This window comes from Photobacterium sp. 270122K, assembly GCF_059941365.1.
Window position 1 is genome coordinate 700,720 of the sequence record NZ_JBPOEN010000001.1, and the last position, 20,667, is coordinate 721,386.

Annotated in this window: 21 protein-coding genes; 1 reads left to right on the top strand and 20 read right to left on the bottom strand. The window is 45.5% G+C overall.

Annotation, left to right across the window (positions count from 1 at the left end; translation table 11 throughout):
- Positions 1–46: 46 nt before the first annotated feature.
- Both ACSF8W_RS03105 and ACSF8W_RS03110 read right to left on the bottom strand, forming a co-directional pair.
- Complete coding sequence (locus tag ACSF8W_RS03105; protein WP_500844921.1) at positions 47–1,099, bottom strand: histone deacetylase family protein; 1,053 nt, start codon at positions 1,097–1,099, stop codon at positions 47–49.
- Positions 1,099–2,121 carry an ABC transporter substrate-binding protein gene (locus ACSF8W_RS03110; protein WP_500844923.1) on the bottom strand — a complete coding sequence of 341 codons (1,023 nt, stop codon included), beginning with the start codon at positions 2,119–2,121 and terminating at the stop codon, positions 1,099–1,101. The genes ACSF8W_RS03105 and ACSF8W_RS03110 overlap by 1 nt, the downstream gene beginning before the upstream one ends.
- Before the next feature lie 313 nt (positions 2,122–2,434).
- Here ACSF8W_RS03110 and ACSF8W_RS03115 point away from each other — a divergent pair, with 313 nt between their 5' ends.
- Positions 2,435–4,330, top strand: a complete 1,896-nt coding sequence (locus ACSF8W_RS03115; protein ID WP_500845006.1) for a BCCT family transporter — start codon at positions 2,435–2,437, stop codon at positions 4,328–4,330.
- Positions 4,331–4,383: 53 nt separating this feature from the next.
- On the opposite strand, the gene ACSF8W_RS03120 is transcribed toward ACSF8W_RS03115, so the two are convergent.
- The 18 genes from ACSF8W_RS03120 to ACSF8W_RS03205 form a co-directional block, all read right to left on the bottom strand.
- Positions 4,384–4,698 carry a hypothetical protein gene (locus ACSF8W_RS03120; RefSeq protein WP_500844925.1) on the bottom strand — a complete coding sequence of 105 codons (315 nt, stop codon included), beginning with the start codon at positions 4,696–4,698 and terminating at the stop codon, positions 4,384–4,386.
- Positions 4,699–4,755: 57 nt separating this feature from the next.
- Positions 4,756–5,106 carry a DUF3147 family protein gene (locus tag ACSF8W_RS03125; protein WP_500845007.1) on the bottom strand — a complete coding sequence of 117 codons (351 nt, stop codon included), beginning with the start codon at positions 5,104–5,106 and terminating at the stop codon, positions 4,756–4,758.
- A gap of 105 nt (positions 5,107–5,211) precedes the next feature.
- Positions 5,212–5,769 carry a hypothetical protein gene (locus ACSF8W_RS03130; RefSeq protein ID WP_500844927.1) on the bottom strand — a complete coding sequence of 186 codons (558 nt, stop codon included), beginning with the start codon at positions 5,767–5,769 and terminating at the stop codon, positions 5,212–5,214.
- Between the two features lie 119 nt (positions 5,770–5,888).
- Complete coding sequence (locus ACSF8W_RS03135) at positions 5,889–6,242, bottom strand: hypothetical protein (RefSeq protein ID WP_500844929.1); 354 nt, start codon at positions 6,240–6,242, stop codon at positions 5,889–5,891.
- Positions 6,243–6,286: 44 nt separating this feature from the next.
- Positions 6,287–6,766, bottom strand: coding sequence for a pyrimidine dimer DNA glycosylase/endonuclease V (locus tag ACSF8W_RS03140; protein ID WP_500844931.1), 480 nt, complete (start codon positions 6,764–6,766; stop codon positions 6,287–6,289).
- Positions 6,767–6,877: 111 nt separating this feature from the next.
- On the bottom strand, positions 6,878–7,372 hold the full coding sequence (locus ACSF8W_RS03145) for a metal-dependent hydrolase (protein WP_500844932.1): 495 nt from the start codon (positions 7,370–7,372) through the stop codon (positions 6,878–6,880).
- A gap of 181 nt (positions 7,373–7,553) precedes the next feature.
- Positions 7,554–10,145, bottom strand: a complete 2,592-nt coding sequence (locus ACSF8W_RS03150; protein ID WP_500844934.1) for a family 20 glycosylhydrolase — start codon at positions 10,143–10,145, stop codon at positions 7,554–7,556.
- Positions 10,146–10,368: 223 nt separating this feature from the next.
- Positions 10,369–11,031: a glutathione S-transferase family protein gene (locus tag ACSF8W_RS03155; RefSeq protein ID WP_500844936.1), complete on the bottom strand. Its 663-nt coding sequence runs from the start codon at positions 11,029–11,031 to the stop codon at positions 10,369–10,371.
- 155 nt (positions 11,032–11,186) lie between these two features.
- The gene (locus tag ACSF8W_RS03160) at positions 11,187–11,708 is read right to left on the bottom strand and encodes a hypothetical protein (RefSeq protein ID WP_500844937.1); all 522 of its coding nucleotides are present in this window, start codon (positions 11,706–11,708) and stop codon (positions 11,187–11,189) included.
- A gap of 487 nt (positions 11,709–12,195) precedes the next feature.
- Entirely contained in the window at positions 12,196–13,338 is a 1,143-nt protein-coding gene (locus ACSF8W_RS03165) for an iron-containing alcohol dehydrogenase (RefSeq protein ID WP_500844939.1), read from the bottom strand.
- 421 nt (positions 13,339–13,759) lie between these two features.
- Positions 13,760–14,317, bottom strand: coding sequence for a pyridoxamine 5'-phosphate oxidase family protein (locus ACSF8W_RS03170; RefSeq protein ID WP_500844941.1), 558 nt, complete (start codon positions 14,315–14,317; stop codon positions 13,760–13,762).
- Positions 14,318–14,442: 125 nt separating this feature from the next.
- Positions 14,443–14,937: a DUF2306 domain-containing protein gene (locus tag ACSF8W_RS03175; protein WP_500844943.1), complete on the bottom strand. Its 495-nt coding sequence runs from the start codon at positions 14,935–14,937 to the stop codon at positions 14,443–14,445.
- Between the two features lie 7 nt (positions 14,938–14,944).
- Positions 14,945–15,460 (bottom strand): GNAT family N-acetyltransferase, encoded by a 516-nt coding sequence (locus tag ACSF8W_RS03180; protein ID WP_500844945.1) that lies wholly within the window; start codon positions 15,458–15,460, stop codon positions 14,945–14,947.
- Positions 15,461–15,524: 64 nt separating this feature from the next.
- Complete coding sequence (locus ACSF8W_RS03185) at positions 15,525–15,842, bottom strand: hypothetical protein (RefSeq protein WP_500844947.1); 318 nt, start codon at positions 15,840–15,842, stop codon at positions 15,525–15,527.
- Between the two features lie 416 nt (positions 15,843–16,258).
- Positions 16,259–17,436, bottom strand: a protein-coding gene (locus ACSF8W_RS03190) for an IS3 family transposase (RefSeq protein WP_500844949.1) whose coding sequence is annotated in 2 segments (ribosomal slippage) — positions 16,259–17,178 and positions 17,178–17,436 — 1,179 coding nt in all. Because the reading frame shifts where the segments join, the coding sequence is not laid out codon by codon here.
- A 67-nt stretch (positions 17,437–17,503) separates the two neighbouring features.
- A complete protein-coding gene (ltrA, locus tag ACSF8W_RS03195) occupies positions 17,504–18,538 on the bottom strand; it encodes a group II intron reverse transcriptase/maturase (RefSeq protein WP_500844951.1) in 1,035 nt (344 codons plus the stop codon).
- A gap of 600 nt (positions 18,539–19,138) precedes the next feature.
- A complete protein-coding gene (locus ACSF8W_RS03200) occupies positions 19,139–19,816 on the bottom strand; it encodes a DUF4145 domain-containing protein (RefSeq protein ID WP_230604790.1) in 678 nt (225 codons plus the stop codon).
- Positions 19,817–19,958: 142 nt separating this feature from the next.
- Positions 19,959–20,642, bottom strand: a complete 684-nt coding sequence (locus tag ACSF8W_RS03205) for a hypothetical protein (protein ID WP_500844953.1) — start codon at positions 20,640–20,642, stop codon at positions 19,959–19,961.
- Positions 20,643–20,667 lie beyond the last annotated feature (25 nt).

Below are 20,667 nucleotides of genomic sequence, written 5' to 3' on the forward strand. Positions count from 1 at the left end.
TTCCAAGAACAAGCCCTTCGGTTTACATCAGACTGTGATGGTGTGCTTACGCGTTATCGTTCTGCACACGCATAAAACCGTCCAGTACCGCGACGGTGTTGTAACCCAGATCGTCAACGGCATAACCGCCTTCAAACACGAACAGAGTCGGCAGATCCAGCGTGCCCAACTGACGACCAATCTCGGCGTAATCAGTACGGTTGAGCTTAAAGAAGCTGATGGGATCGTGTTCGTACGTGTCCATCCCTAGCGAGATCACCAAGGCATCAGCGCCGAACGCACGGATTTTTTCCAATGCGGTCGCCAGAGCAGGGCCGTACAGTGACCAATCGGTGATATTTTGCGGCAACGGCAAGTTCAGGTTGAAGCCTTCACCTTTGCCTTCACCGATCTCATCATCAAAACCGATGTAGTGCGGGTAATCGTAGTCTGGATCGCCATGGATCGAGACAAACAGCACATCATCACGCTCGTAGAAAATGCTCTGAGTGCCGTTACCGTGGTGGTAATCGATATCCAAAATCGCCACTTTCTCTTTGCCCTGACGGCGCAGTGACTCGGCTGCAATCGCGGCGTTGTTGATGTAGCAGTAACCGCCCATCAAATCAGGCGCTGCGTGGTGACCCGGTGGACGACACAGGGCAAACGCCGCTTTCTCGCCATTCACCAACAAGTCAGCACCGGTCAGCGCACATTCCATCGCGGCGTGGATCGCTTCAAAACTGGTTTTGGTGATCGCAGCGGTCATGTCGAAGCTGTAGTAGCCCAACTTGCCTTCGATGTCTTTTGGAATACGGTGGCGTAAGTGACGCGGGCTGACGAAACAGTACGGCGAGGCGTCGTGTTCGTCACCGTAACGTGCTTCCCACTCAGACCATGCTGACTGCAAGAACGCAACGTAGTCTGGCGTGTGTACCCACGTCATCGGCTCAGTGCCGTAGGTGTTGGGTTCAACAACGCTAAAACCACCGTGCTGATGAATGGCATTCAGTACCATGTCTGCACGCTCAGGCTTTTCAAAACACGCAGTCGGCTCACCCGACAGGAACTCGTATTTCACGCGGTGTAGGCGTTGTTTGTCGGTGTAAATAACCTGCATTATTTTTTCAACTCCAGCCAGAAACGCTCGTACAGGCCCACAGCATCACCGACGCTGCCCAAGAACTGGCCTTTTTGCTTCACGTCTGCTGGCGGGAAGATGATTTCGCTGTCACGAATGCTCGCTGGCAGGTGCTTCAAAGCTTGCAAGTTAGGCGCGGCATAGCCGATTTCTTTTACCAGCGTGGCTTGGTTTTCTGGCTCCATCAAGAAATTGATGAAGGCATACGCTGCCGCTTTGTTTTCTGCCTGACTTGGGATCACGATGTTATCCATCCAGAAGATCGCGCCTTCCGTTGGGTACACGTATTGGATCGCTGGGTTTTCTTGCTGCGCACGGTGTGCGGTGCCGTTCCACTGCATACCCACGTTCACTTCACCGGTAATAAGCGGCACATGCGGCGCATCTGAATTGAATACGGTGACCGCAGGTTTTAGGGTTTGCAGACGATCAAACGCTTGCTGCAACTCGGCTTCATTTTGCGAGTTCACACTGTGACCATTAATGATCAGTGCCATGCCCATCACATCACGCACATCGTCCGTCAGCAGTAGCTGACCGGCAAACTCAGGCTTCCACAGATCGGTCCAGCTTGTGAGTTTACTCGCATCGATCACGTCCGAGTTATACCCCATTGCTGTACTGCCCCACATGTAAGGCAGCGAATAATGGTTCTGAGGATCGAAATCTTGATTCAGGATGGTGGTATCAAGATCATTAAAAGCGGCGATCTGGCTTTTATCCAGCTTATGCAGCAAACCATCATCAGCCAATTTAGACACATAGTACGTCGACGGTACAACGATGTCATAGCCTTTACCGCCCAGCAGTTTTAGCTTGGCGTACATGGTTTCATTACTTTCAAATGTCGCGTAGTTAACCTTAATACCCGTTTCTTTGGTGAAATCTTCGATCAAAGATTGTGGCAGGTATTCAGACCAGTTGTAGACATTCAGCGAGGCCGCAGAAGCAGGCACAGAGACAAGACCCATCAGGGTTAAAGCAGCAAGTGTTTTTTTCATTTACGTATCGTCAACTAACATAATATCAATATTTATGACGCGATATTGCGCCGGCGCGAATTAGACAGGAGTGATGACGGCAAATCAAGCTTTAAGTAAACGGTTACTTGACTTAAAACAGGTCTTATTAACAATTGAACGAAAAAACGGCAAAAACAATTTTCACCAGAACAAGGGGATATTTCCTTCATTTGTGACAGACATCACACATCAAATTTTCAAATGAAAACCATAAAAAAAGCAAATCACACATTATTGACTTGCTCCCTATAGTTAAATATAGGAATGACAACATGCAGGTTACCCTATGAATGTGCATCTCCATTTTGAAAAAATAGATAAAACCACTTTTTTCGGCTCCCTTGTTTTAATCCTCGTCGTCACACTCCCCATCTTAATTTGGCCAACCGAAGGTGCCTATTGGATTAATATCGCCAAAGAAATGATGACCAATCAGCTCGGTGTTATCTATCTGGCGTTCGGGTTAATTGCCCTACTGTTCATGGTCTATATCTATTTTCATGCCATTGGCCAAATTAAATTAGGCGATGCAAACGACCAACCCGAGTACTCTTCAACCTCTTGGGCTTCCATGCTTTTTTGTGGCGGGATCGGTGCGAGCATCCTCTACTGGGGGATGATTGAGTGGGTGTTTTATTATCAGTCGCCCCCTTTTGGCGCGCAACCGGGCAGTGCTGAGGCCATAAAATGGGCCTCGGCCTATGGCATGTTTCATTGGGGGCCCATTGCTTGGTCTATCTATTTAATTCCGGCTATTCCTATTGCTTATTTTTTCTATGTCAGAAAACAACCAGTCCTGAAAGTGTCGATGGCACTGAAACCCGTATTAGGTGAAGCCAGAGCCTGCGGGAAAATAGGTAAATGTATGGATATTCTGTTTATCTTTGGTTTGCTGGGCGGGGCAGCGACCACCCTCGGTTTGGCCGCCCCGATGATCAATACCGGCCTTAATCATCTGTTTGATCTTCCGATTACACCGTTCAGTGAGGTTGGCGTCTTATTGTTATGTACCCTGCTCTTTTCTTATTCATCTTATAAAGGGATGGATAAAGGGATCAAAGTGCTCAGTAATATTAATTTTTGGATGGCAATGGCATTGCTTATCTTTATTTTACTGGTGGGGCCTACCTTGTTTATTATCGAAACGGGATTTGAAGCCGTTGGTACGTTATTGTCCAATTTTTTTAAAATGGCGACGTGGTTAGATGCCGTTGGCGGTTTGAATACATTCAGTGATTCCCGTTTCCCACAAAACTGGACCATTTTTTATTGGGCATGGTGGTTGGTGTTTGCTCCGAGCATGGGGTTGTTTGTCGCCCGTATTTCTCGCGGTCGCACGATTAAACAGATGATTGCTGGCTCCATTATTTACGGCTCCCTCGGCTGTGCGCTGCACTTTATCATTATGGGTAACTATGGCTTGTCACTGCAACTGTCTGGCCAACTCGATGTGGTCAGTATCATTGAACAACAAGGGGCCAATAACGCCATTTTTGCGATTCTCGGCCAATTGCCCTTTGATCGCCTCGTGACGATTGTTTTCATTCTGCTGTGCATCATTTTTACCGCCACCACCTTCGATTCTATCGCCTTTATTTTGGCGGCGGTGGTGCAAAACGATGTGTCGGAAGATCCAATGCGTTGGAACCGCTTATTTTGGGCATTCATCTTGTCTTTTTTGCCCTCTGTCCTGTTATTTATTGGCGATCTCAATACGTTGCAAACCGCTGCTATCATTGGCGGCGTGCCGTTACTCATCATTGCGTCTTTACTGATGGTCTCTGGCTGCAAAGCGGCCACCACCGATTTGTGTATTCAAGAAAGTTACTGTGATGATGTGATCAATATTGAACTGCTGCCCGAGTTTGATCCGTGGTCGATAGAAGGCAAAGCGCAAGCTGACTTTGAGCGATTAAAATCAGAGGCCATTGAATCTGCACAACAAGAACGCGACAGCCTTGATGCTCTCTGGGAAGCCCGTAATCTTTCTCGCCAATGTTATGCTGCGCAACCCAAGGCGGATCACACGCAGTGTGCATGTCAGGCCACGCTACAGCAGTGTTCACAACAATGGCGATTTGCTTACTTGCGAAAAATAGATGCGTCGCAAGCAGTGAAAGCCGCGCGACGGCGTTTTAATACCATTTTGAAAGACAAGCACCAGCAAGATATGGCACTGCATCCTTGAGTGACCATTACGGCACGGTATAAAGCAATAGGTTCCACAAAAGCAGCCAGTTTTTATTTATCATGCATGCCCGCCTTGTCATCATGATGGGAAATCACCTGGCTGGTTTCATAGATCTTACGATTCAGTAATTCGCTTTTCGCTGCTTGGCGGTCGGCATCAACAGCCTCGTCTATCGATTCCTTCATATCACCACTGAACGGATTTAAAATGCTGTTTAGGATGTCACTAAAAATCATCGGGGCGGCGGGAATAGCAAGCAGGGTATTGAGCAAAAGATAATGCAGGGATTCGTTTTGCCATGCCAGCGCAATGGTCCACATACAAAACGGAATGCCCAAGATAAAAAACCATTGTTTTTTCGTCATCGTTGCTTCTCCTTAAGCGTGATGAGGAACATCGCACAACATCAATGGCGATGCCATTTACAATAAACGGATCCCAAACCCTTTGGCAATATACGCCGTCAGGCCAAAGCTCACAACAGAGACCAAGCAGCAAATGAGTAGGGTCAGCCAGAAGGAATAGCGATTTAACAGGTAGGGAAACAGCAGAAACATCGGTAAGGTCGGTACCACATACCAGAAGGTGTAAAAGGCGTGATTAGACAGTTTGTCTTGCCCCTGCCCTTCGATGTACATCCAGATTAAGGCTAATATCGTCACGGTGGGCAGTGCCGCCACCAGCGCCCCCAGTTTGTCACTGCGCTTAGCCACTTCAGAAATGATGACCACAATAGCAGCTGTTGTTAGGTACTTAAACGCTATCCACCACATCACAGTGACTCCCTGTACTGTGTCACACGTTCAATCAGGCAGCGATACGCTACCTCGGGGAAAAGAGGGAATATTGAGTATCTACCGCATTAGGCGAAAAAACCACTATAAAACGTCATCAACCATAGGATAGAACACCCACATGTCCTGCGGGATCCCATTCGTATTCGCTTGAATTTCGAGCAATAACAAGCCGTTTGACACATAACGTCCTAACAGATCCTCCGCGAGGATCATGCCATCCTGATAACACACGTTACGAAACACTTGGGCTTCAACGACTTGCCCTGCCTCCTGATACTGACGCTGTACCGTTAAATGCGGTAATACCCCATTCACGGAAAGGTGGATTTCTGCCCCGCCGATCTCGGTGTAATAGCTATGGTTAACGTCCTGCTTATTCGTAAATGTCGCACTCAGCTTTTCAATCAGTTTGACTCGCGCTGAATTGGACGGTTCTTCTAATGGAGTAAAGTCATCCACGCTGATGACCTCTGTACCTGATAACACAAGTGAAGGTAACGGATTCGATAAGGTGAACAGTGCAAGCTCGGCCCCTTCGCAGGCCATAGGCGTGTCATCTGCGACCGTCGACAAGGCAACGAACAGCAGGGATAAACAAGCTATTTGACGATAACGCACGGGGGTCATTTGTCGCATCATTCCTTTCCTTATTGTATACCGCCGTCACACGGGAGGAGGCGCTCAATACACAGAGTAATCGCAGTGGAACTCATTTATTAAATGCGATGCATAACTGTATATCAAAACATGGTATTTCGCTAGGATTTGACTGCCCGCCAACGCGCAAACCCACACACAGCCCCACGCACGATACCGTGGTTAACCCACACCATAATAACAATACCTAACCACCAGACCTCACGCTGCACGTACCCCATACCCGTCGGGCCAATCGACCAACCGGTAAGCCACTCCACACTGCCACTGAGCAGCAATAACACGATGTACAAAGGCAGATAAAACGGCGCAATGGCCCATTGCAGTGGCACCATGCTGATCTGATCGGTATGCAGCAGATAACTCAAGTACGTCTGTACACCCGCGATCACGGTCATGCCTAACCAATACCCTGCATGCCGCCGAGGACGCGGGGCTTTTTCACCTTTTGCCATCACTATTCTCCGTAAGGCTTATCTTGTTATCACACTGCTCGTCATCACGCAGACTCGTCTTGACGATACCACGGCGGAGGCGAACGCTTAGTCCATTTGGCAAATGCGGATTTGTCCCCGAGATAAAACTGGCGATAAGCCGTGATCGGATCACCGTCGACTTTATATTCATCCGGCATGGCTTGGGCAAACGGCGTCAAGCCGTGCGATGGAAACCGGCAGTCTGCAATCTCAGCCAATACGGCGATAGATTTATGATCTCCCTGTTTGTTATAGCGGTATTTGTATTCATCGTTTAGCGCCAAAGCAAGATCACGCAACCAAAGAAAATTATCGTAAGAGGCTTCCACCCACAGCACACAGGGGTGTTTAGGATGGGTCGATTTGTACGGGGTCTCAAACCCTTTTTTATTCAATGCAGTACAGAGTAACTGTACGCTTTCCAAGATCATTTTAACGACATGTTGGTCGCAATGCGCTTGCGCGCAGGTTTGAATGTCATCATCCAGAATAAAAATGTTCATCGCGTTGCTTCCTCGTTAAGTCTCTCACTGTAGAGGCTTATACGCAGCAGACTCGCGTTGCGATGACTGGCGACCAAACTGCTTAATGGCACTTATCTTGATACACGTGATCTATTTGTGCGCCCGTTGCACCCACATTTCACGTCCAACAAACACCACAGCCCCAATAATCCCCGAACTGAAACACAGCGTATGTAGCCACGATATGGATATCAAACCATATAACGGGTTTGCTGCACTGAACGGGGCAAACGGTGACACATCCACATGCATGATGCTATCAAGCAATACATGGCTGAAGGTCCCAATATAGGCACTGATGAACGCGGTTTTCCAGCGAATAGGCAAATACCGTCGCCACTTAATCAGTATCAATCCCCATGTACTGAGGTATTTCCCGGTTACGGCAGCGAACAAGCCAAGTATTAACGCGCCCAGCAACGTATGGGAAATACCGTGTAAATCCCCTTCTTGGGTCAAAATCACAACGAGTGGCTGAATGTCCATCACGATCTGAGACCAACCAAACACGGTTAACGAAAAAGCCGTGCCGGCAGCGGCTTTTACGATCAATGCAGGTCCCATATGGATCGGTGTAAATGGCATCTTGTCTCCTTTGTATCCTGAATGTCGCAGGCATTGAGCCTATGTGGCGCACAACATCTGTGTAAATTATCAATATCGACTCACCGACACGCCTCACGTTAATGACATAAAAAGCCCTAAAAAAAGACCCAGCGATAAACGCTGGGTCTTAGGTTATGTAATCCGATTATTCACACTTACATTACTGTACCGAGGTGGTACGGCTTGCGCGCTCGCCAGAAGCAGTACGGAGCAACACGTTACCCGCGACAGCCGGTGGGTTCGCTGCATCAAAGACCTGCCAACTGGTGCCATTATCTTGCGAGTATTCAATCGCGAGACCAGGGAACGCCGAGTTAGCATGCAGGACGCCGTCAACCACCTTGGCACCCGGTACCGGTAGGTTGAAATCAATGCCTTCCGCTTCTAAGTCAGCAAACACGTGCTGACCCAGCAAGTTGGCAAAGCGGTTGTAATCGGCATCACGTGCCGCTTCATCCGCAGGCTTGGCCTGTGCATCGTTCGCTTCCCATGCGGCGGTATGCCATGCACGCTCTGCCATTGCGATGATACGTGGGAAGACCATGCCTTCAAATTGCTCGCTGGTACGTACGGTTTCCGCCCAAAGTGAACTCTGCAGACCCGCCACATTTTCGGGACGTTCCAGCTTTTTCACGCCCGCAGACGCCACAACGTCCTCTTTGGTGATCGGTGCACCTGCGCGGGTGAAGTCAGCATTGGCAAACACGTCATCCGGCATGTAACCGAAGGTTTTACGTGTATCGGTGTAACGCGGTGCCCAGTAGTAGCCACGCTCGTTCGGATCCGGCTCATACGGGTGGTCAAAGTAGAAGTGTGTGGCGTGGTTGTAAATCACCTTGAAGCCATTGTTGGCCATGTTGTAGGCACGATCGCCAACCCCCCACTCCCAAATGTTCTGCCATGCGTTACCGGTCACGGCCGCATTGGCCATGTTCGCACGCGGGTACACTTTACCGTTGTGCATCAAGCCATCTTCCCAGCCGCCAAGGTTCAAACCGTGGTTGGCGGTAATGGCCGCGACACGCTCAACAAAGTATTGGCTAAGTTGGTCTGGTGAGGTGATCCCTTTGTCGTTATTTGCAAAGAACGCATCACACGCAGGTGACGCTTTCCATGCCCCAGCCACTTCATCACCACCAAAGTGGAAGGTTTTCAGTGGTTGAACGCCTTGGTGCAACGCCGCCAATTCACCGACAACCTGATCAACAAAGGTAAAGGTCGATTCCATACACACGTTCATGGCGTTGTCCGTAAACAACTGAACAGACAGGTAATCTGACTTATCTTCAAAGTCAGTTAATAGGAACTCTTCCGCTTCGGCTTGTTTACCGGCGTCCATCAAACGGTGGTAACGGGCTTCCATCGCTTTCACAGCGGCGTGGGCGTGGCCCGGCATGTCGAGCTCTGGGATCACTTCAATGTTGCGCTCAGCGGCATACGTCAGAATTTCACGGTATTCTTGCGCGGTGTAGAAACCGTCAGAATCGGCGGTGCCGTCAGGACCTGCGCCCAAGAAAGGCAGCAAACAGGTACGCTCTTCCGGATCGTGACAACGGCGAGAGCCCACTTCTGTTAGCTCTGGCAACGATGCCATTTCAATACGCCAGCCTTCATCATCCGCCAAACGCAGGTGCAGTTTATTGAGCTTAAAGCGCGCCATTTGATCCAGCAGGCGTAGAACGGTTTCTTTATCACGGAAGTTACGTGATGCGTCCAGCGAGAAGCCACGGTATTCAAAACGCGGTGCATCGGTAATGTGTACCGCTGGCACGTTGCCGTTATCGACCAATTGCAGCAACGACTGTACGGCGTAGAACGCACCCGCAGCATCAACGGCAGCGATCTTGATGTTGCCCTGCGCCGCATCGACGGTCAGTTGATACGCATCCGTCCATACTGAACGGCTGTTCAACGACACCTGACCCCAACCCACTTTGATCACTTTGGCAGCTGTCGGTGACCACGGTGCCACAGTCAGGCCAAGTTGCTCACCCAAATAGGCCGCTTCTTTTTCATAACCGGCGTCATAAACGATCACCCAATCCGCATCCAACGCCACAGCGCCTTCGCCGACAGTCATTTGTGTCGGCGCCGGCACCACGCCCACCACGTCATCGATTTTAGACAGCGAGGCATTGCGTTCAAAACGCTGCTCAGCCGTGAACGGATCATAAGCATCACGCAGGCTTGGCGCATCGTAACGCTTCCACTGCTTCGCATCCGTAAAGTCAGCAACGAAAGCCAACTCTTCTGCTGGCTTCACTGGCACTTGGCCATTTACCCGATTGCTAGTGCTTTTGATTAACGCTGAGACTGCCACGCCTTCATGGTCAGACACAAAATACCAATTAGGCATCACATCCGTTTTAGCCGCCTGCCAGTCCGAGCCGTCAAACTCAATATTCAGGACCTGTCCAGCGGGTAGCCCTCTGAAGGCCGCTGTGGGTTCTAGTTTGAAAATATCGCCGTTAACATGCGAAATAGTAAATTGATCGCTATAGACCGTTGGGATCTTACGAATATGACTGAACCAAATAGACCAACCCGTAGCAGGCAGCGCTGTAGAGCCTTGATTATTCAACGATATTTTTGCGCGGAAGGTACGCCACTCGTCCTGAGTGTTATCCATCACGGTGTATGTCAAGTCGACATCGTTACCAAACTGGTTAAGAGCCTGTTGTGGCAAAGCAAATACCGATGATGAGCACAGTGCGCCAACCGCTAGCGCAAGGGCTGTTGTTTTCCATTTCATTGCGTTCCCCTTTATTTTACAAACTAAAATAAAGGTAAAGCAGATACGGCCTATAACGAATACTTTTGGCCGCATCTATCAAAATGGAGAGACATATTGGAATTGAATACACCAAATAAGGGAATGATACCTTTAACAATTACAGGGTATTTATTAAGCGATCACACTTTATTTTGAGTGTAAAATTAATTCATTCACTGAAAGCAGGTCAAATCACCCCATTTCATGGCGTTACTCGTACGGTATTGGCGCTAAACGGCGTGAGATCCATCCCTTCTATCTCGCACACGGCCTGAATGGTTGGGAGTGCACACAGGCGCTCTAAATACGCAGCTAAGTGCGAGAACGTCAACGGTGAACGCTTCACCGGTAAACACCACTCCGCCAGCATAAATAAGAAGTAATCACAGGCAGTGAGGTCTTGCCCGAGCAAGTACGGATGCAACGCCAATTGATCATTGATCACTGACAACGCCTCCCCGATACGATCATCTTGCGCCGCCACCACACTGGGGATCGCGCTTTCATCATTCGTGTGACGATGCGGGTAATAACGCACCATGAGCTCTGCTTGCAGGGTATTATTTAGATAGGCGAGCCATTGAAAAAACAAGGGACGTGCAGAGTGGCCGAGCGGCGGGATGAGAGCAAATTCAGGATGGGATTCACATAGGTGAATACAAATCGCGGCACTTTCAAAAATCGGCTGATCGTTCACCACCAAAGTAGGAATTCGTCCGGCAGGATTTAATCGCAAGTAGTCCGGCGACTTCTGCCCATTGGCTTTTTTGTCGACCAGAATCAAATCATAAGGCTGCTGCATGTGGTGCAACAAAAAGTGCGGCGCCAAGCTGGCATTATTGGGGTAGTAATACAGTTGGTACACGGTTCATTCCTTATCCAGAGCGATGACGGCATCATTGCCAAAAGGCAGTATCCACAATGCCAGCTCGACAGGCAATGAACCGGAGAATAAAAAAACAAAGGAACGCTGATTTATAGACTTCTTTGGGGGGATAAATGCGTTCAAAACAACGAGGGTTACACGTTATTTTCAGTACAAAACGAAAGACCTTGCTCGAAAAATTGCGGGGCGTTCACCATATCAAACACCTCGCGCAGTTCCGCTTCAATCACATGAAAGCTGAGTGCATCTTTTCCGTCAATCCCAGCAAACAATCTTGCTTTGCTTTCATCGTCCAAGATTAGATTAAACAGCAATATCCCATTGTCTTGAGAGCCAATACCGGAGCACATAAATGTTTCGGAATACGCGTTATCGCCTCGGCCTGCTTCGACGACACAATTGAGATCATGGCGGGTAAAACCCTCATGACCATACCCGCCAAAAACAATAGAAAGCGAACTCAAACATTGTTTCGGTGCTTGATCAAATACCAGCTGTAAAGATGACCCTTCTATTGAGTTATTATTCAAAATAGTCAGCATGTCATTGCCTTGAAATTGCATATTATTTGAATGCCAACCGTCAGGTTGAGTCACACCAGCATGCGCCCCCCAAGAGGCACAAAGCAGCAATAACACACTGAGTGTTTTTTTCATTTTCAATTCCTTTGAAAGTATTGCTTATATCAACAATACCAAAACAAATAGCACGACCTATAAATATAGGAATCAATTCAATAAATAACAAAATAAACACGTGGCGTTCCTGTCAAAAGAACCCCAGAGAGAAATGCGTAACGGACATACAAACATGAAGGCTGTGCTTTGCCGCAGTGCGCGCTTTACTGAATGTATTATCAGTATCCATAGCTGTGACGGACTATGCAACGCGTTGATCTTGGAAAGCAAATGTGGTTCTAAAAAATATCCGTTAAAAGAGAGTAAAAAGTATTTTATTTCAATCTCGACCGCATAACCGATCTTTTCCGATTGCATCATGCTAAACAGACTATCGAACGCTGGCTTGCATTAACGCAACAGATAAGCAGAAATTAAAAAAGCCAGCGACTTACGTCACTGGCTTAGTAAAAAACGTTAACTTATTTTAGGACGGAACAAACGATTAAACCAGACAGCTTATCGATCAAAACTGCCCATAGTACGCTTGGGTATAAATGGCTTTGACACTTTCAGGCGATGGTGTGCCTGGGTTGGTCAAAGTGCAAGGATCATTGAACGCATTGTCACTCATGCGATCCAACACGGCAAGAAAAGCGTCTTCCGTGATCGTCACTTCATCAATATCTTTAAACGCGACAGGGATATTCAATTGATGGTTGAGGGTCAAAATCGCATCTTCCAAAGAGGCAATACCTAAGTATTGCTCCATCTCGGCGTATTTATCCGTGAATTGTTTATTATATTTCACAATGTACGGCAACAAAATCGCATTGGCCAAACCATGAGTGACCCCAAATTCCCCGCCAATTTTATGAGCTAAAGAATGCACTAAGCCAAGCGACACATTGGAAAATGCCATGCCTGCCAGCGTTGAAGCATTGTGCATGTTGTCACGCCCAACCATATCGTCGCCGTTTTCGTACACGGTCGCGAGGTTTTCAAACACCAACTTCGTTGATCGCATCGCCAGTGGATCCGAATAGTCGTTCGCGGCAATAGAAACAAACGCTTCCAATGCATGCGCCATGACATCCATGCCGGTATTGGCCGTAATATGTGCGGGCATTTTGGCGGGTAATGCAGGGTCGATAATCGCAATATCAGGCACGATATGTTCAGAGACAATCGGGTATTTCACATGCTCTTTCAGATCGGTGATCACAGAGAACGCCGTAATTTCTGATGCCGTCCCGCTGGTAGAAGGAATGGCGATGAACTTCGCTTTATTGCGCAACGCAGGCATGGCACCAACGGGTAAAATGTCGTCCAATGTCAATTCTGGGTGCTCATAGAAACACCACATGATTTTTGCCGCATCTAACGCTGAACCGCCACCAATTGCGACAATCCAATCCGGCTCAAACTCCTGCATCAATTGCGCCCCTTTTTCGACGGTCTCAACCGAAGGGTTGGGCTCTACACCATCAAACACACAAGATTCAATATCGGCTTGGCTTAACATCGCTTGCACTTGATCTATAAAACCAAAGCGCTTCATCGAACTGCCACCCGTGACGATCACGGCTCGGCGGCCTTGAATATTGGCCAATTCCTGTAACGCACCTTCACCAAAGGCAATGTTGTTTGGGATCTTAAACTTATTCATAACACACTCTAAAAGTTAATAATAAATTGGGTTTAACTGTGAAAGCGTTATTCGATATTAATGAGCGCCTTTGAGTTTGAGTTTTTATCCGGCAACTATCCAATAGTCATCAATACCCTTTATTCAGTCGAGGTTAGCAATCTATAAAAAGATGTCTCAAATAGAAACGTCACAGACTGCCTTTCTCTGTGTAAATCGCATCAAATCACAAAATAACCCTAACTTATGTGAGTGATTACCACTAATGTGTTTTATCCGTCATAAGAACCCCAAAATCGCCATGTTCGTTAGATCACGAATGCAATTTTCTGCATCATGCGCAGGTGTAATGCGTTATCACTCACTGTACACACTCGCCCTTACCCTCCGCGATCTTTGATGCTCAATTCATGATGGTCTTTCTGTCTGATTGACGCTGCTGTCAGTCCAAGCCCGAGCGTTTTGCAATTTCAGTTTCAAAATCATCGATACTTTTTTGATTTTTCTTCAGCCAGTATTGCTCAATCCCCTCTTTTCCTTGCTTTTCTGACCATCTAGCCAAATCATCACGGTCGCCCTCAAAGGAAAAATATGGGACGGACATTCCGCATGATGACTGAACCAAATCGATATCTAAAACAAAGATTTGTCTAGCTGAAACACTGGCCGGAAACAGGGCTGAGTGCACCTCCCATCCTTCGTCTTTAGAATGTAATACTTTTGCCTCCCCATACGCTCGAAGGATTAGCGGAGAACCCTCAAATGCACAGAACATCACTGTCATTCGTGGGTTTTGAATAACATGTGAAGCAGACTCATTGCCACTTCCTGTTAGGTTCAACCAAGCTATTTGCTTCGAGTTAATGACTCTTAAAGAATCCCCACCTTTGGGTGACAGGTTCACCCGACCACACTCAGCAGCCGTCCCAACAAAATAGATTTTTTGCTTTTCGATAAACGCGATATGTTTATCTGATAACGTTGAAAATTGTTTGCCCAAAGCGATTACCCTCCGTGTTGATTTTCCAGAAAAGGCATAACGAATGAGTTAGGCGCCTTCTCATCCGGTGCGACCAAACTTGATATGTAGCGCATAATAAATTTAGCGAGGCAACACCTTAATTATTATCTGTTCGCTGGATTTTTAACTTTATATCTATTTATAAATACACACCCAGCCAAACCTATCAAACCACTTATTACAAAAACAGCAATGACATATTGAGTCATATTATCAACCACCCGTGTTAATGGCATTCGCATTATTATTTCAGCAACAGCCGCTGTTATAAGACCAATATAACTGTAACACATGCAATCAAAATGATTATTTAACCAATTTGTATGATGACGACCAAATATAGGAAGATACAAACCCACTAATACGGTCGGCAAACTCATAAGAATAAATAGGTGAAAAAATCCCATACCATTAAATAAGTTGGTAATTGGGATTGTTGATAAATTCAATAAGACCATTGAGATCCCGTAAACATATCCTATTTTCTTATGAAAAAGCGTCCCTTTAGTATTACGTAAAACAATAAACCCTGAAATCAATGCAATTAAAGCACATAGGCTATGTATTGCACCTAGCGGAGTTTGATAGAAAAAATCCATTTAAGTTTTACACCTCAGACAGATAGATGCAAACCTCACGATCTCGACCTTGCATGCGATTTATCTCATTGCCGACGTATTTTGCACCCAGCTTTTCAATGACTGACCTTGAGCGCTCGTTTTCAACAAGATGCATTACTTGCAATGTTGTTAATCCGAAATGTTCCTTTGAAAAGGAAATCAGAGCTTTAGATGCCTCGGTTGCGTATCCGTTACCCCAGAAAGAAACACCTAACCAGTAACCAAGAACACCCAAACCATTATCTAGTTTCGGGAAACTGATAGCGCCAATTAGCTCAAAACTCTCTTTTAGCACAATGGCAAAAACAACGCCTTTCCCACTCAAAAATAACGCTTTATGAGTGCCAATCCAACTTTCAGCATCTGATACGGCATAAGGGTGAGGAATGTTTGCCGTCATTTCTGCGATAACTTCATCACCTGCTAATTCTGCAACACGCTCTGCGTCATTAGGAGAAAACGGCCTCAATAATAATCGATTACTTTCAATTGACTGTTGCATAACGTCCTTATTCACTTAACGAATGGAGTCTATTGTTCGTTTAAATACATTGTCATAGTGAATATTATTGATATTCACCTATGTTTTCGATTGTTAACTCAATGCCTTTCCCTCCTTTAGCTAACAACCAAGTGTCTGTTGCAATGTGATAATGAATTGTAAATCTATTATCACTCATTCTATATTCCATCAATCCATTACTATAATAACCATGCTTTTTACGCCAACCATTTGGAGACATAAAACAGCCAGAATCTATTTGACACTGGTTATGAAATTGTTCTGCAATGCCAAGTAATACTTTTTCTTTTTCACTAAAAGTATATTGAACATAAGCAGAAAAAATTGCCAATATAATGATGATTACAAGGAGACTCTTCATAATGCACTCTCGTATAACGAATGACATGGACTCCCCCTTCAAACTAGATCGCACAATTTACCCTATAAAAAAGCGTCGAACTTGTTCAATCGAGTAGGAGGAGGCCTCACGACCTCCGTCCTCTCACACCACCGTACAAGCGTGGGTCGCATACGGCGGTTTCGAATATATTTTCAATGCCTCATACCCATCTTGCAATGAGTACAAACCTAGTCCCGCAAGTTGTTTATCTGGTAACGCTTGATGAAGTTGAGGGGTTCTCGATAACTTCCACCACCCCTTATCTGATTTCGCGAGGTTCCAAGCATCACGTGTTGTTAGCCCTGATTTGATAAGCCAAACCGCTATGCTGTATTTTCGCTTTCGTTGTTTAAGTTTGTAACACCTTAGACGACGTCGAATCCATCCTGTAGTGGTCAACTAAAATTGGCCACGGCTTTAGAGTTTTTCCAATATAATCGTTCTGATTCATTGGGCGTTAGGCCACCATTATACTGATGTGGCCTGAGTTGGCAGTAATACCCAATAATGTAGCGAGTGATCTCTTGCTGAGCCTCAGCGAAACTACGATAGCCTACCGTTGGAATCCATTCCGTTTTCAGACTTCTAAAGAAGCGCTCCATCGGCGCGTTATCCCAACAGTTCCCTCTGCGAGATAAACTCTGTTTTATTTGAAAACGCCACAGTAATTGACGATATTTTCGACTGGTATAGTGACTGCCTTGATCGCTATGGAACATGATGCCTTTAGGCTTACCACGTGACTCATAAGCCATTGATAGCGCTTTTCCTGTCAATCGACTGTCAGGCGATAACGACATCGCCCAACCAATCACTTTTCTAGCAAAAAGATCCATGACAACGGCCAAATACATCCAGCGATTACCTGTCCAAACATATGTCACATCGCCCACCCAAACTTCATTCGGCGCTGTAACGGCAAACTGGCGGCCTAAGTGATTTGGCACCTCAATATGTTCCTGTGACGCTTTTCGATATTTATGTTTTGGTGATTGGCAACTGACTAAACCAAGATCTTTCATCAGCTTTGTAGCTCGGTAACAACTCAGATCTGTCCCTTGGTTTGTCACCATGTCAGCGATGGTTCTCGCACCCGCAGAGCCGTTGCTAGCAGTATGTACTTCATTAACTAAGCTACGGAGTTTAACCTTTTCTGCGTTTATGACTGCCGGTCTTTTTCGCCAATACTTAAAGCTACTACGGTGAATACTGAACACTTCGCATAATGTTTTTATACTGTAGCTCTGGCTGAGTTTCTCGATTATCGAGAACTGTTCAACGAGTCTGACATCAACAGAGCTGTGGCTTTTTTTAATATTTCGTTGTGCTCCTCAAGTCTGGCTAATTTCTTCTTCAGCTCACGTATTTCAATTTGCTCTGGTGTCATTGGCGAGGCTTTCGGCGCTTTGCCTTGACGTTCTTCTTTAAGCTGGCGCACCCACTTATCCATGGTAGATTTACCCACATTCATGGCCTGAGCCGCCTCAATAATCGAATAGTTTTGGTCTAGCACTAACTGGGCAGATTCAAGCTTGAACTCTGCGCTAAATACTCGTCTTGTACGTTTTGTCATAGTGTCACCTGTTAACTTATGAGGTGATGATATCACCTCTAACTAGGTGGCCAAATTCACTATGCCACTACAATCCATCAAGCCTTTTCATTCTGTCCCCAAATAAAGCCAGCTTGTAATATGACTGCCAGCCCCTCAAGTATTGATTGAGTTCTTTAATCACTACCGGAAGGCTTTTAGCTTGGTTACGCTTGGTGATTTTACGTACTCGAATTTTCATTCTGCGATAAGCATCTTTTGTGATCCTTACCTCTCCTGACTGCTTGAAGTAATGACCTAGAAAGCTTCGCTCGCTCGCGCGAGTTGCTTTACTTTTCTCTTGGTTTACTTTGAGCTTTAGTTTGCCTTCAAGAAAGCGACTAATCGAAAGCAGCACTCTTTTTGCTGCCACTTCGCTACTAACGTAGATCTGACAATCATCCGCATAGCGGCAGAATTTGTGGCCTCTGATTTCGAGTTCTTTATCAAGTTCGTCTAACACAATATTCGATAACAGGGGCGACAATGGTCCACCTTGTGGTGTTCCTTTTTGTCGTTGTTCTGCTATCCCACCTCGCATTAAATCACTTTGTAAATAGTGGCGGATCAATTTCAGCACTCTTTTATCTTCAATATCTCGAGATAATCGGTTCATCAATCTGTCATGATTCACTGTGTCGAAATATTTCTCCAAATCAATATCTACAACGTATCCAAGCCCTGAGCGGATAAATTTGCTTCCTTGAGCCAAAGCATGATGAGCACTTCTTCTCGGTCTGAATCCGTAACTACTGTTAGAGAATTTAGGTTCGTATATATCGGTAAGTATATTGGATATCGCTTGTTGCACGATCCTATCTTGTACCGTTGGAATTCCGAGTTGACGAACTCCTCCTTTGGCTTTGGGAATTTCTACTCCAAGTACCGGTTGAGGCTGGTAAGTCCCATTCAGTAAAGACTGACGAAACTTATTCCCATTATCACCCTGTTTGAGCTTTTCGATGGTTGCTGGGATCGATAATCTATCAATACCAGCACAACCTTTATTGCTCTTAACTTGCTTCAATGCCCTGTTTAAATTTTCAGAGCTGAACATTGTTTCTAGTAGTTGACTGGTTTGCATCAAGACTCGTCCTTCCTTTTACGCCACATACGCTTGTTACACTTCGCATCCATTAGATCGACTTACGGCTTCACCAATTGGATCGTAGGGATGGGTTTCATCGTTACTGTTACACCACGTATCTGAGTTGCTGGTGACTGCTTCTTGATATATTCGATTCGGGCCTTCCCTTGAATGAGTTACCTTCAAGGTACTATGCCTTCTGCTGACTTCTTAATACCCATCAAAGCATATCACTACACTTTTAGTCCTCATGGACAGGTATTAAGATCTCCCGAGGTAAGACGCTGTTCTTTCCTATGGCCGTGCCTGATTTACAAGGATGCCCTTCCTGTCGAATTATCGGGCTAATCTATATAGTGCTAGGTTACCCAAGTCATCATTGCCTACTATCAGGTTTCTGTCCGTCACAACCATATTTTGCCATTTGCTTCCTTCAGATTTCACCTCACGGTGAACACCCTTGCATAGGCTAACGGTTCTCTTTCGACTGAGCCCGTAGAGGACTTTCACCTCCTAGAACAACGCCATGCTCGGCGCACACACCCGGGATTTAGTGTTGGCTGCACAACACCTTAATCCTTATTTGTTATAAGTAAATTAACTCGAACTAATTGCCTTCATGTTCTCTGCTTTTACATGTAGGTCAAACTTCGCTTCGTATAAGTGCGTTAACAAAGCCTCGATTAGATCTAATGCAGAAGACAAGATAGGTTTTCCAGGGCTAACCAACCTATGAGCAGCATCATCACCGATAAACTTCAAACTCTTTAAACCATCAGTGATACTCGAAGGAATGCCCGCAACTTCCTGAAGTTTTTCGATTTTAACCTCAAATTTCCACGCAACCTTATCTGTAATCCCTTGATCAATACAAATCGCTTCAAGTAACGAACGTATTGACATAGCAGTCGGAACGCCTAGCCCAACTTGAAAGGCTTTCACTACTTCTTTATAAACGCTATTAATCTCGGGCTTTATATGGAGAAAGTCTTTTGGTTTTCTTTGATTCCAGCCTCTCTCTGGATAAAAGGTCGAGCCATATATTTTATCCCCATTCTCATCTGTCATACCCGAGCAAGTATAAGAATCTTCAATACAAGCAGTATCACAACCTCTACATACCCAAAAGTTGAACTCTGACTCTTCGTAATAGTGGAGATAACTCTGACCATTGATATGTGCTTCTTCATAATCATGCTTCGAATGTGATGCCTTAAGTTCATGATTAGTATCAACACCACAATAATTACAATGGATTTTTCTTATATTTGTCACATGACTACCTTTTACTTATAGCCTGCATAACACGTTTACTACTATGCAATTATACTTAATATTGACGCCTTAAAACGAGAAACACCCGACAACCTGAGATGCCGAGTGTAGTAAATCGTGTTGATGCAATTGTTAGCTGTGTTTAAAATAAACCACCCATTTCTTTAAACGATGTAAAACCAACAGCCTTTGCCGTCGTGCCCAGATCCGATAAGCCTAATTCCTTACATACAATACCGTAGATCTTTTTTGGGAATCCACCAGAAAAATCCCATTGTTCTCCAGACTTTTCCATTTTAACCACACCAGAAATATGTGGATATTTTCGTTTAAGCTGATTTTTCATAATGTATGAAGATAACTCTTTACTGTATTTAAAACCTTTATTTTTAACTTCTTGTATAAGAGCTACTAACTCTGAAGCTTCCGTTTTATTCATATGGTGTACAGACATAAACAACGACGTTTTATCTTTTGTACCTTTAGGCATAATAGTAATCGCAGGTTTTTGAACAATTGATTTTAACTTTTTTGACTCTTCGCTCAACTTTAATTGGGATAATTGTTTATTCACTTGAAATAGTTTTACAGCCAACTCGCCAGCTTTAGTTTTTTCTATATCTAGTAATTTTTGACACTTTCGCTGTTCCTCACGAACTATATCAACAGTAATCACATCTATTAAAATTTTACCATTTTCTAGCTCTTCGACTATTTCGAGCGCTCGACTTCGATTGAAAACATAATGAATAAGTAACTCATTAATAAAAATACCATAATGAGTACCTTGTTCATCGTTTTCGAGCTTTCTAACTTTATAAGACATACTTTTTATTCTTCTTCAAAACAGC